7 protein-coding genes are annotated in these 14,212 nt (G+C 37.6%); 4 read left to right on the top strand and 3 right to left on the bottom strand.

Annotated features, from left to right (window positions below; genetic code table 11):
- The first annotated feature begins 3 nt into the window (after window positions 1-3).
- The 3 genes from rplL to rpoC all read left to right on the top strand — a co-directional run bounded on the left by rplL (window position 4) and on the right by rpoC (window position 8,715).
- Window positions 4-381: a 50S ribosomal protein L7/L12 gene (rplL, locus tag KYH19_RS02700; protein WP_029279312.1), complete on the top strand. Its 378-nt coding sequence runs from the start codon at window positions 4-6 to the stop codon at window positions 379-381.
- Between the two features lie 156 nt (window positions 382-537).
- Window positions 538-4,341 carry a DNA-directed RNA polymerase subunit beta gene (gene rpoB / locus KYH19_RS02705; protein WP_121282522.1) on the top strand — a complete coding sequence of 1,268 codons (3,804 nt, stop codon included), beginning with the start codon at window positions 538-540 and terminating at the stop codon, window positions 4,339-4,341.
- Window positions 4,342-4,428: 87 nt separating this feature from the next.
- Window positions 4,429-8,715 carry a DNA-directed RNA polymerase subunit beta' gene (gene rpoC, locus KYH19_RS02710; RefSeq protein WP_121282524.1) on the top strand — a complete coding sequence of 1,429 codons (4,287 nt, stop codon included), beginning with the start codon at window positions 4,429-4,431 and terminating at the stop codon, window positions 8,713-8,715.
- A 788-nt stretch (window positions 8,716-9,503) separates the two neighbouring features.
- Here rpoC and KYH19_RS02715 read toward each other — a convergent pair.
- The 3 genes from KYH19_RS02715 to KYH19_RS02725 are packed head-to-tail and all read right to left on the bottom strand — an operon-like array spanning window position 9,504 to window position 13,251.
- Entirely contained in the window at window positions 9,504-10,235 is a 732-nt protein-coding gene (locus tag KYH19_RS02715; protein WP_219077463.1) for an outer membrane beta-barrel protein, read from the bottom strand.
- Window positions 10,236-10,252: 17 nt separating this feature from the next.
- The gene (locus KYH19_RS02720; RefSeq protein WP_219077464.1) at window positions 10,253-10,894 is read right to left on the bottom strand and encodes a hypothetical protein; all 642 of its coding nucleotides are present in this window, start codon (window positions 10,892-10,894) and stop codon (window positions 10,253-10,255) included.
- A 47-nt stretch (window positions 10,895-10,941) separates the two neighbouring features.
- Window positions 10,942-13,251 (bottom strand): TonB-dependent receptor domain-containing protein, encoded by a 2,310-nt coding sequence (locus KYH19_RS02725; protein WP_219077465.1) that lies wholly within the window; start codon window positions 13,249-13,251, stop codon window positions 10,942-10,944.
- A gap of 632 nt (window positions 13,252-13,883) precedes the next feature.
- Between KYH19_RS02725 and KYH19_RS02730 the strand changes: the two genes are divergently transcribed.
- Entirely contained in the window at window positions 13,884-14,195 is a 312-nt protein-coding gene (locus KYH19_RS02730; RefSeq protein WP_121282527.1) for a DUF3467 domain-containing protein, read from the top strand.
- The last annotated feature ends 17 nt before the right edge of the window (window positions 14,196-14,212 follow it).

Raw genomic sequence — 14,212 nt, forward strand, 5'->3', positions numbered from 1 at the left:
AAAATGGCAGATTTAAAATCGTTTGCTGAGCAATTAGTAAACTTAACCGTTAAAGAAGTTAACGAATTAGCTCAAATCTTAAAAGACGAGTATGGTATCGAGCCTGCAGCTGCTGCTGTAGTTGCTGGTCCTGCTGCTGGTGGTGATGCACCTGCTGCTGCTGCAGAAAAAACATCATTTGATGTTATCTTAAAAGAAGCTGGTGGCGCTAAATTAGCAGTTGTGAAACTTGTTAAAGACTTAACTGGCCTTGGTTTGAAAGAAGCAAAAGACTTAGTTGACGGAGCACCAAAAGAATTAAAAGCTGGTGTTACTAAAGACGAAGCAGAAGCTCTTAAAAAACAATTAGAAGAAGCTGGAGCAGTAGTTGAGATTAAGTAATCACTTAACTTAGCTAAGCTAAAAATGTATCAGACACCGACTGAAAATGTCGGTGTCTTTACCTGTTTATAAACATCTCATTTTGTTTGGTTAATGAGCATGGTTAGAACGAAACCAAACAAATAGTTTATTCTTAAACTAAAATCTTTTAGTCCATTGGCAAAGACAGTCGAACAAAGAGTAAATTTTGCAACTAGTAAGCACATTATAGACTATCCGGATTTTCTGGATGTGCAATTGCAATCATTCAGAGAATTTTTCCAGATAGATACCACATCAGACGATCGCTCTAGCGAAGGTTTGTTTAAAGTGTTTGCTGAAAACTTTCCAATAACAGATTCAAGAAATATCTTCGTATTAGAGTTTCTTGATTATTTTGTTGATCCGCCACGTTACGATATACACGAGTGTATTGAGCGTGGATTAACCTACAATGTTCCATTAAAAGCAAAGCTGAAGCTTTCTTGTAATGATGTAGAACATGAAGATTTTGAAACTATTATCCAGGATGTGTACTTAGGTACTATCCCGTATATGACACCAAAAGGTACGTTTGTTATCAACGGTGCAGAACGTGTTATCGTTTCGCAATTACACCGTTCTCCAGGTGTGTTCTTCGGTCAAAGCCGTCACACAAATGGAACCAAATTGTATTCTGCACGTGTTATTCCTTTCAAAGGTTCATGGATCGAGTTCGCTACAGACGTTAATAACGTGATGTATGCGTATATCGATCGTAAGAAAAAATTCCCGGTTACCACTTTATTACGTGCTATCGGTTACGATTCTGATAAGGACATCTTAGAACTTTTTGATCTTGCTGACGAAGTAAAAGTTAGTAAATCGGGTTTAAAGAAATACATCGGTCGTAAACTGGCTGCAAGGGTATTGAAAAAATGGGTTGAAGATTTTGTTGATGAAGATACTGGTGAGGTAGTTTCTATCGACCGTAATGAAGTGATTCTTGAAAGAGAAACCGTTTTAGAAGACGAACACATTGATATGGTTATCGAAGCTGGCGTAAAAAGCATCATCTTATCAAAAGAAGATGGCGCAAGTCAGGCAGATTATACCATTATATATAATACATTACAGAAAGATACATCAAACTCAGAAAAAGAAGCTGTAGAAAACATCTATCGTGCTTTGCGTAACGCAGAACCACCTGATGAGGAAACAGCCCGTGGTATCATTGATCGTTTATTCTTCTCGGATAAACGTTACGATTTAGGAGATGTTGGTCGTTACCGCATCAACCGTAAATTAAAAATGAATACCCCTGATGAGGTTAAAGTATTAACAAAAGCAGATATTATTGCAATTGTGAAATACCTGATCAAATTGATCAACTCAAAAGAAGAGGTGGATGATATCGATCACTTGTCTAACCGTCGTGTACGTACGGTAGGTGAGCAATTGTACGCACAATTTGGTGTTGGTTTAGCCCGTATGGCCAGAACAATCCGTGAGCGTATGAATATTCGCGATAACGAGGTGTTTACCCCAACTGATTTGATTAACGCACGTACGTTATCATCAGTGATCAACTCTTTCTTTGGTACTAACCAGTTATCTCAGTTCATGGATCAAACGAATCCATTAGCAGAGATCACTCACAAACGCCGTTTATCGGCTTTAGGTCCAGGTGGTTTATCACGTGAGCGTGCCGGTTTCGAGGTACGTGACGTTCACTATACTCACTATGGTCGTTTATGTACTATTGAAACTCCAGAGGGACCAAACATTGGTTTGATTTCATCACTTTGTGTGCATGCAAAAATCAACAATTTAGGTTTCATTGAAACACCATACAAACGTGTTGAAGATGGTAAAGTAGTTGTTGATTCAGACGTTATTTATTTATCTGCAGAAGATGAAGATGGTAAAACCATTGCTCAGGCTAATGCAGAGTATGATGATAAAGGTAACTTTACCACGCCACGTGTTAAAGCGCGTTATGAGGGTGACTTCCCGATTATTGAGCCTGAGAAATTAGACTTAATGGACGTTGCGCCTAACCAGATTACTTCAATCGCTGCTTCGTTAATTCCGTTCTTAGAACATGATGATGCGAACAGGGCTTTGATGGGATCGAACATGCAACGTCAGGCCGTACCATTGTTGCGTCCTGAAGCACCAATTGTAGGTACAGGTTTAGAAGGTCGCGTTGCACGTGATTCAAGAACTTTGATCAACGCAGAAGGTGACGGTGTTGTAGAGTATGTTGATGCTAACGAAATTACCATTAAATATGAGCGTAACGAAGATGATCGTTTGGTTTCATTTGAAGGTGATAGCAAAACTTACCGTTTAATTAAATTCAAAAAAACCAACCAGAATACTTGTATCAACTTAAAACCAATCGTTAAGAAAGGTCAGAAAGTTACTAAAGGACAAGTGCTTTGCGAAGGTTATGCAACTGAAAATGGTGAATTGGCATTAGGTAGAAACTTAAAAGTGGCATTCATGCCTTGGCAAGGTTTCAACTTTGAGGATGCGATTGTAATTAACGAGCGTATTGTTCGTGATGACGTTTTCACTTCATTGCATATTGAAGAGTTTGAATTAGAAGTACGTGATACTAAACGTGGAGAAGAGGAATTAACACCAGATATCCCGAACGTTTCTGAAGAGGCTACTAAAGACCTTGATGAAAACGGTATTATCCGTATTGGTGCTGATGTAAAAGAAGGTGATATTTTAATTGGTAAGATCACTCCAAAAGGAGAATCTGATCCTTCACCGGAAGAGAAATTACTACGTGCAATTTTTGGTGATAAAGCAGGTGATGTTAAAGATGCGTCTTTAAAAACTCCTCCTTCAATCCAGGGTGTAGTAATTGATACTAAATTATTCAGCCGTGCTAAAAAAACTACAAAAGCTGAAGAAAAATCGGCAATTGAGAAATTAGACAAAGGATATAACAATATCACTGAGAAATTAAAAGCAGAATTAGTAGACAAATTATTCACCATTGTAAACGGAAAAACATCTCAGGGTGTATTTAACATTTACAAAGAATTATTAGTTGCTAAAGGCGCTAAATTTACTCAGAAAATTTTAGCTGAACTTGATTATAATCACATTAGCCCTAACAAATGGACTACTGATGATGATAAAAACGAGATGATTAAAATGTTGCTTCACAACTACGGTATCCGTGTTAACGAAGAACTTGGTGCTTACAAACGCGATAAATTCGCGATCAGTGTAGGTGATGAGCTTCCTTCAGGAATCGTACAGATGGCAAAAGTTTATGTAGCTAAAAAACGTAAATTAAAAGTAGGTGATAAAATGGCGGGTCGCCACGGTAACAAAGGTATTGTTGCACGTATTGTACGTGATGAAGATATGCCTTTCTTAGCTGATGGTACTCCGGTTGATATCGTGTTGAACCCACTGGGTGTACCTTCACGTATGAACCTTGGTCAGATCTACGAAACTATTTTAGCTTGGGCAGGCCAGGAATTAGGTGTTAAATTTGCGACACCGATTTTTGATGGAGCTACCCACCAGGAGGTTGAAGAATGGATCGCTAAAGCAGGAGTTCCTGCTTCAGGAAAAACCTACTTATACAATGGTTTAACAGGTGAGCGTTTCGATCAGACTACAACTGTAGGTATTATCTACATGTTGAAATTAGGTCACATGGTTGATGATAAGATGCACGCCCGTTCAATCGGACCATACTCATTAATTACACAACAACCATTGGGTGGTAAAGCCCAGTTCGGTGGTCAGCGTTTTGGTGAGATGGAGGTTTGGGCATTAGAGGCATTTGGTGCAGCTAATATTCTTCAGGAGATCTTAACCGTTAAATCTGATGATGTAATCGGAAGAGCCAAAACTTACGAAGCCATTGTTAAAGGTGAAAACCTACCAACGCCAGGTGTACCAGAATCGTTCAACGTATTGGTACATGAGTTACGCGGATTAGGTTTAGATATTACGTTAGACTAAGTATTAAGTATAAAGTATCGAGTATCAAGAAGGTTAATTCAATCTCGATACTTGATACTAAGTACTTGCTACTAAAAACAAAAAGATATGTCTTACAAAAAGGATAATAAATTAAAAAGCAATTTCACATCAATCACGATTAGCTTATCGTCTCCAGAAATTATTTTGGAACGCTCAAGCGGTGAGGTGTTGAAACCAGAAACCATTAACTACCGTACTTACAAACCTGAGCGTGATGGTTTGTTCTGTGAGCGTATTTTTGGTCCGGTAAAAGATTACGAATGTCATTGCGGTAAATACAAACGTATCCGTTATAAAGGTATTGTTTGCGATCGTTGTGGCGTTGAAGTAACGGAGAAAAAAGTACGTCGTGAGCGTATGGGACACATTGCTTTAGTGGTTCCTGTTGCACACATCTGGTACTTCCGCTCTTTACCAAACAAAATCGGTTATTTATTAGGTTTACCTACTAAAAAATTAGATTTAATTATCTATTACGAGCGTTACGTAGTTATTCAATCAGGCTTAATGGCTGAAGAAGGTATCAACTATATGGACTTCTTAACGGAAGAAGAATATTTAGATATCTTAGATAAATTACCTAAAGAAAACCAATACTTAGATGATAAAGATCCTAATAAATTCATCGCCAAAATGGGTGCTGAAGCATTAGAAGATTTATTAAAACGTATTGATTTAGATACTTTATCTTATGATTTACGTCACCAGGCAGCTAACGAAACTTCTCAGCAACGTAAAAATGAGGCTTTAAAACGTCTTCAGGTTGTTGAAGCTTTCCGTGGTGCTAATACACGTATTGAGAATCGCCCTGAGTGGATGATTGTTAAAATCGTTCCGGTTATTCCACCAGAACTACGTCCGTTAGTGCCATTAGAAGGTGGTCGTTTCGCTACTTCCGATTTAAATGATTTATACCGTCGTGTAATTATCCGTAACAACCGTTTAAAACGTTTGATCGAGATTAAAGCACCAGAGGTAATTTTACGTAACGAGAAACGTATGTTGCAGGAAGCTGTAGATTCGTTATTCGATAACTCACGTAAAGTTAACGCGGTAAAAACTGAAGGTAACCGTGCTTTGAAATCACTTTCAGATATCCTGAAAGGTAAACAAGGTCGTTTCCGTCAGAATTTATTAGGTAAACGTGTGGATTATTCAGCTCGTTCGGTAATTGTTGTAGGGCCTAGCCTTAAATTACACGAGTGCGGTATTCCTAAAGATATGGCTGCTGAGCTTTACAAACCGTTCATTATTCGTAAGATGATTGAGCGTGGTGTGGTAAAAACAGTTAAATCTGCTAAGAAAATCGTTGATAGAAAAGATCCATTAGTTTGGGATATCTTAGAAAATGTATTAAAAGGTCACCCGGTATTATTAAACCGTGCACCTACGCTACACAGACTAGGTATTCAGGCTTTCCAGCCAAAATTAATTGAAGGAAAAGCAATCCAGTTACACCCGTTAGTTTGTACTGCATTCAACGCCGATTTTGATGGTGACCAGATGGCTGTCCACTTACCTTTAGGTAACGCAGCAATTTTGGAAGCCCAGGTATTGATGTTGGCCGCACATAACATCTTAAACCCTGCAAATGGTACGCCAATTACAGTACCATCACAGGATATGGTTTTGGGTCTTTACTATATTACTAAAGGCCGTAGAACAGATGAAACCAGAGTTGTAAAAGGACAGGATTCGAATTTCTATTCTCCGGAAGAAGTTATTATTGCTTATAACGAGAAAGAATTAGACTTGCATGCATTTATCAAAGTAAGGGTAAATGTGAAGCAAAATGATGGATCGATCGTTAATAAATTAACTGAAACAACAGTTGGTAGAGTATTATTCAACCAAATGGTTCCTGAAGAAGTTGGTTATATCAATGAGTTATTAACTAAAAAATCGTTAAGAGATATTATCGGTGAGGTAGTTAAAATGACTGGTATGGCACGTGCTTCTCAGTTCTTAGATGATATCAAAGAATTAGGATTCCGTATGGCATTCCAGGGAGGTTTATCGTTCAACTTACAAGACGTAAACATTCCGGTAGAAAAACATACTTTATTAGAACAGGCAGCTGCAGAAGTTGAAGAGGTAAGAAACAACTATAACATGGGTTTCATTACCAACAACGAGCGTTACAACCAGATTATCGATATCTGGACCCGTATCAACAACAGGTTAACTACTTTCGTTATGACTCAGTTATCTTCAGATAACCAAGGTTTTAACTCAGTTTACATGATGCTTGATTCAGGTGCACGTGGATCTAAAGAGCAGATTCGTCAGCTTTGCGGAATGCGTGGTTTGATGGCGAAACCTCAAAAATCTGGTTCAGGTGGTGATATCATTGAAAACCCGATCTTATCAAACTTTAAAGAAGGCTTATCGGTATTAGAGTACTTTATCTCTACTCACGGTGCGCGTAAAGGTTTGGCAGATACGGCGTTAAAAACAGCTGATGCGGGTTACTTAACCCGTCGTTTACATGATGTTGCACAGGATATGATTGTTAACTCAGTTGATTGTGGTACTTTAAGAGGTATGTACACAACTGCGTTGAAAGATCAGGAAGATATTGTTGAGCCATTATACGACAGGATTTTAGGCCGTACTTCATTACATGATGTTTATAATCCTTTGGATAACACATTGTTAGTAAGTGCAGGCGAAGATATCAACGAAGATGTTGCTAAACTGATCGAAGAGTCTCCATTAGAAGGTATCGAAATCCGTTCGGTATTAACTTGTGAGAACAAACGTGGTGTTTGCGCATTATGTTACGGTCGTAACCTGGCATCTGGTAAACGTGTTCAAAGAGGTGAGGCAGTTGGTGTAATTGCAGCACAATCAATCGGTGAGCCGGGTACACAGTTAACACTTCGTACTTTCCACGTGGGTGGTACTGCATCAAACATTGCTGCAGAATCTAACATCGTAGCTAAGTTTGATGGTGTAATCGAATTCGAAAATATCCGTACTGTAGATACACAAACAGAAGAAGGAACAGTTCAGGTAGTATTAGGTCGTTCAGGTGAGTTCAAAATTGTTGAACCAGGAACCGGACGTATCATTGTAACCAACAACATTCCTTACGGTGCATTCTTGTTCGTAAAAGAAGGTGATAAACTTACTAAAGGTGATAAAATCTGTTCATGGGATCCGTACAACGCGGTTATTCTATCAGAATTTGCCGGTAAAGCACAATTTGATGCCATTATTGAAGGTGTAACCTTCCGTGAAGAATCAGATGAGCAAACTGGTCACCGTGAAAAAGTAATTATCGATACACGTGATAAAACGAAAAACCCTTCAGTTCAGATCGTTGATAAGAAAGGTGAATTCATCAAAGGTTATAACATTCCGGTAGGAGCCCACGTTTCAGTTGATGAAGGTGAAGCCATCCAAACTGGTCAGATTATCGCTAAGATTCCTCGTGCAACTGGTAAAACCCGGGATATTACAGGTGGTTTACCTCGTGTAACCGAATTATTTGAAGCACGTAACCCATCTAACCCAGCTGTAGTAACTGAGATTGATGGTGTGGTAACTTTAGGTGGCGTTAAACGTGGTAACCGTGAGATCACAATCGAATCAAAAGATGGTGAAGTTAAAAAATACCTGGTTCCATTGTCTAAACACATCCTTGTACAGGATAATGACTTTGTGAAAGCAGGTATGCCGTTATCAGATGGTTCAATTTCTCCTGCGGATATCTTATCAATTAAAGGCCCTGCAGCGGTTCAGGAATACTTAGTAAATGGTATTCAAGAGGTTTACCGTTTACAAGGTGTGAAAATTAACGATAAGCACTTCGAGGTAATTGTTCACCAGATGATGCAGAAAGTTCACATTGAAGATCCGGGTGATACTATTTTCTTAGAAAACAATGCTGTTGACCGTTGGGATTTTGCCGACGAGAACGATGCGATGTACGACAAGAAAGTGGTTGAAGATGCAGGTGATTCGACAGAAATCAAACCAGGTCAAATTGTTTCATTACGTAAATTAAGAGATGAAAATTCTCAATTAAAACGTAAAGATTTAAAACAGATCACGGTTAGAGATGCAAGACCAGCAACTGCAAGTTCTATCTTACAAGGTATTACACGTGCGTCATTAGGTACTAAATCGTTCATTTCTGCGGCTTCGTTCCAGGAAACTACGAAAGTATTAAATGAGGCAGCTATTGCAGGTAAACGCGATAATATGTTAGGCTTGAAAGAAAACGTGATCGTTGGTCACTTAATCCCTTCAGGTACTGGTGTACGTGGTTACGAAAGAATCATCGTTGGTTCTCAGGAAGAATACGATAAATTATTAGCTTCGAAACAAGAAGAAGTAGAAGCTTAATAAAATTCATATTTTTTAAAAGGGCTGCACCATTAAATTGGTGTAGCCCTTTTTTTATAATCAGTATTTTCTTCCAACTGTAAAGATCCACTTTGTCATTTATTTCCATCCTCATCCGGGGTGAAATTAGGTGCATTATTACAAGTTTTCAATAGAAGGGAAATATTTTGTAAGTCATTCTTTCAGTTTACTTTACTGAAATCATTATAAAAGCTTATAAAGCTATCATTCCTATTAAATACATCGCTTCTTCAGCGGAAAAGGCTTCTCGTAAGAATGGAAAAAATAGGTTAGTAGTTGCCCTATAGGAGAACTTATTTTTAATATTAAGTAAGTAGTCAACGATCGACCTGGATATCGGGAGGCTCAGTGTGAAAGGAAGTAGGGTAAGGATAAAATTTAAACGAACCCTTAATGTTTAGCGATTTGAATAATTAAGATCTGGTTTTATAATAAATTCTCTTTTTTTTCTGTCTTTTAGAAAGAATATCTCCGGTACCTGCGGTGATGATAATGATACTTAAAGGAATAAGATATCCACAGAATGCTAAGGGTAAACTTAAGGTAGGTCTGTCATAAAATGACTTTTTTTTTGAAGAATTTTTCTGATTAGTAAGTATAAAACAAGATGAAACCCCGAATAATAGCATGATTATGCCAATAATTATTTTTTTCATTGCTTGCAAAAAAAAATCGCTTCAATTATTAGGCTGATGGATCAATACGATTTAAATTTAATATCTGATAAAAGAGATCAGTGATTAGCTCTTTTATCAGATATGATTAACTTATTTAAGGTTATAAGATAAACCTAAAGTAGTCTGTATTTCGGATATAGGTTGTTTAGTCACCAATCTGCCCGCATTGATATTACGGTTATCGTTAGTGATCTTAATTCCATCAGCACCAATGTAATTTCCTCTTAAAGCGAGACCTATTTTATTGGTTAAGCTATAGCGTAATCCTATTCCGCCGCCATAAGCAAATGTAGACGCAGTAGAACTACGCTGGTAAAAAGTGTGTGTAGGATCATCTTCCAAATCAACTTTTAATTCTGGTGTAGAAAAACTTTTAATCACCCCAGCAACTGCCCGCACATCAAGGATCAGTTTAGGATGAAGTAGAAACGAATATTGAGGGCCTACCAGCACATTTAGATTACGGTAGCGTTTATTCGAAGTAACTGTCGAATTATCTACAGCAAAGCCATCCGTATATCCTGCAGAAAGATTTTCTACATCCTTATGGCTTAATCTTCCCTGATCCTGATAAGATATTACACCTGCTAAGGCAAGGTTTTTATAGAAGTACCAGGCACCGTCTACACCAAAAGTAAAACCGTTTTTTGCGTAACCTGCTTTGTTGTTCTCCTTATAGATTTCTCCATACTCCGACTTTGCAAAATTGTCGATTGGTGAGGATAATCCACCAAAAAATCCGATATAACTTTTAACCTGTGCACTCGCGCTGAAAACAGTAAAAATTAATAAAAATAACGGTAATAATAAGTATTTTCTCATGATAAAAGGCTCAAAAATTAGTTAATAGCTACTTTAAAATTCACATCAAGATCTGTTGAACCAGGAGCAAAAGTTCCGTTTTTAGCGTTAGGCTGGTGACGTAAGATTACCTCCAGATTACCTGTACTTGCTGCTCCTGTGGTAAATAGGTCGGTTAATCCTACTTCTAATGCCGGACTGTTGGTGTCACGATCCGTTCTACTTACTGCAAGGTTGAGGTAGGGGCCTTTTGAACTGGTTAACGTACCTGGGATATAAGGGCTTGTATTGCCTGTGATCAGGTTAGCACTGGATATTGGTGTAGGCTGGAAAAATAAAAGGTGATAATTTTGCCTTTCTTTAATTTCATTACCTACATTAAATACTGGAGTTTGTTGTTCATCATAAATATTTACCACGGCATTATATTTCGCATTTGCTTTAAGCTTTAATACGGTAGAATCTGAAGACTTCACATTACCGGAGTTATCAAAATAATACTTATACCTGCAGGAGGTAGTATCACTTACATCGGCCTGGTTGGTCAGGTTAAGTACCACTGTAGTTAAAGATTCATTTGCTATTGTTGGAGCAACTGCCTGCTCTTCTTTTGAACACCCTGCAAAAAACAAGGTAGCCCCGCATAACAGCAGGCTTAGGGATTTAAATTTAGTCATCATTTTTATGTTTTAATTGTTGTGTATTTGTATTCATTAGTATCAATTAATTACCGATTGGTATGGGTGGTTTTTGAGATTTTAAAAGGTACTTTGAGGCGAACAATAAAGTTTCTTCCGGGCTCATCCGTGAAATAACGGAAGCGGTCCAGGTAATCACGGTAAGCTGTATTGGTTAAATTATTAACGGCAAAGCTGACGTCGGCATAATTGTGCAGGTAGTTTACCCTAAAGCTCAGTTGTAAATTAATCAGATTATAACCAGCAGGTGGCAACACATAATCCTGCCCCACTGGTACCCGGGATTGCTTACTTACATAAACATCTTCCACACTAAAGAAAATACGCTTTAAGCCTGATAAATTACCAAAATGATAACCGATACTATTTTGAAAGCGACTTGGAGGAGTATAAATCAGATAATCATGAATGGTTTTATTGTAAGCGTAAATCAGTGACGTTTTTGAATTAAGTTCCAGAGAATCTACCGGCTTTAGGATTAAGTTAAAATCCAGTCCCCTAAAGTAAACATCAGCTTGTGTGTAATTGAAAACCAATGCAGGTCCACGAACGGTGCGTGTATATTGATTTGTTGGATTTGCAAAGATAAAGTTATTGATGCTGTTATAATAAGCCTGAACATTTATTAATAACCTTGAAGTGGTATAATCTAAATTTATATTAAAATTGTTGGCACGCTCCGTATGTAAATCTGGATTTCCAATTTCATAGGAGACTAAGCTCTGGTGTATTCCGTTGGAGTATAATTCGTTAACTGTTGGTGCCCTGAAAGCTGAACTGTAATTGCCACTTAATTTTAATGCATCGGTTATACTATACGTGGTACCAATCGTATAGCTGGCACTCTGATAGTGAGTTGTAGGTGTCTCTATTAAAGCTGTATTGTTATTCAGTTTATACGCCCTAAGCCAGCGGTAATCATACCTTAAACCCGCTTCCAGCAATAAATTACCGTGTGTATATTTCTCTATAAAGTAAGCTCCTCCTCCATAATTCCTGTAATTAGGGATGAGGTATTCATATTTTCGAATATTGCCCTGAGTAATACCATTAAAACCAAATGAGCCTGAGAAATTGCCTAAATCTTTATGTTCATAATTGATATCTGCAGTCTGTGTATTGATTTTAAGATATAATTCTGGATTGATTCTTCCATTAAGTGGCAAAAAGTCATATTCTTCCCGGGTATTGGTCTGATTAGCAAATTGAAACCGCAGCTTACTGCCATTTTCAAAATTGTAAAAGCTATTCAGTTTTAAGGTTTGGTGATTTACAGTTTGGTAGGGGCGATCAATGGCGTAAGTAAAAAAAGATGGTGTTAAAGGTTCAGTCTGTTCAATAGCTAATTTTAAATCTGCAATGGAGCCTACTTCTGCTCCCTGAAAGATACCTAGCTTTGTATTGAACACACTATAGTAAGCCTCAAATCCATAATTTTTATGATGGTACTGTACTGCTGCAGAACCATCCTGTTCTCTCAGTCCGGTATTTGCAAGCAGATAATTAGGCGTACTGCTGTTTCCCGCAATTTTGAAAGTTCCTTGTAAACGGTAGCTTAATCCGGTAAGCTTTTTATCAAAAGCGCCTTCCAGCATACCTGAAAATGCGCCAAGTCTACTATTAGACATCCCAATGGCGTTTATTTCTCCATCCATTCCGGGGTTTTTAGGCAGCGCTTTAGGTTCAGCAAGAATCACCCCACCTATAGCATCCGATCCATAACGGATGCTGGCAGCACCTTTGATCACTTCAAGCCGGTTAGCAATAAAAGGATCAATTTCCGGAGCATGTTCAGATCCCCACTGTTGAGCCTCCAGTCGTACGCCATTGTTTAAAATCAGAATTCGGTTGCTATATAAACCATGGATAATAGGCTTGGCAATGGAAGGACCTGTTTGAAAAGTAGTGACACCTGTAATAGATTTTAACGATTCTCCAAGGCTAAATCCTCGGGTATGATCCAGCTGCTCTCCCTCCAATATAGATAGGCTTTGGGTAGCGATTTCTTTAGGGGAACCAGTACCTTTTACCTTGACCTCTTTTAAATTTTGTTGGGAAATGGTTAATGATAGATTAAGTACAACATTAGAATTAACCTGGACTAAGGTATCTAAAGGAATATATCCTATAAAATCACATTTCAAGTGATAAATACCCTGTTTAACGCTAAATTTATAATTTCCGTTCTGATCTGAGTGCGTTGCACTCGAAGGAACCGAGAGGCTAAGATTGGCACCAACCAGAGCCAAATGAGTGCTAAGATTTGTTACGCTTCCCGTTATCAGATATTCTCCTACCTGTTCATGGTTATTTTGCGCATACAATAAGTTAGTTGCCAATAGCAATAACAAGGAAAATAGGGATGATTTTATCAACGTTTGATACATTTCTTAAATGCAGCAAAGATGCATTTGTTTTTGCAACAATATTGCATATAGGTAATGTAATAAATACGATACAAATGAAACTAAGTTGCTTTATTAGCTTTAGAGTAGCTAACCAAATCTATCATCGGGTCTCTCGTAGCGAGAAATAATTTTTTGATATTAGGCAGGTTTTTATAAAAATAAGGTCTCATTCAATATTCTAATTTATGGTTCCGGCCGTTTTTACGAAGAATATTGATCATTTCTGGTATACCATAAAACCTTTGAAAACTTTGTAGGATGGATTATTAAAGTTATGGGGTGAAAAATACGTGGATGCTTTTTTATCTAAAACCTTATTTTAATAGTAAGCAAAGAAGCCATTAATGATTAATCTTGATATATAGGGAAGATCAGTGTTGCAGAAAAGCAGGATAATTGTACCATTAAAATTTAATAGGCTACCTGATAACATACATATCTTTTTAAAAGGGTTATTTCGATAAGGAGTAGACCTTTTTTGTTTTTAATAAATTTTAAAGCTTGGCACTTAAATATTACCTTTAAAGGCTTATAGTTTCAATAAACGCATTTATAATAATATTATGGAAGAACAACAAAACGAAAATCAATTAAATATAGAATTATCAGAAGAAATTGCTGAAGGAATTTTTTCTAACCTGGCTATTATTACCCATTCAAATACCGAATTTGTATTAGATTTTATCCGTGTAATGCCAGGCATTCCGAAGGCAAAAGTAAAATCAAGAATTATCCTAACTCCGGAACACGCAAAGCGCTTATTATCAGCATTGGAAGATAATATTGAGAAGTTCGAGACGGTAAACGGCCGGATTAAAGCACAAGAGGAACCGCCTTTCCCGATGGGTTTTGGCGGACCGACTGCCCAAGCCTAAAACGCATAAAATTCTTA

Origin of the sequence: Pedobacter sp. D749, from assembly GCF_019317285.1 — a bacterium.
GTDB lineage: Bacteria > Bacteroidota > Bacteroidia > Sphingobacteriales > Sphingobacteriaceae > Pedobacter.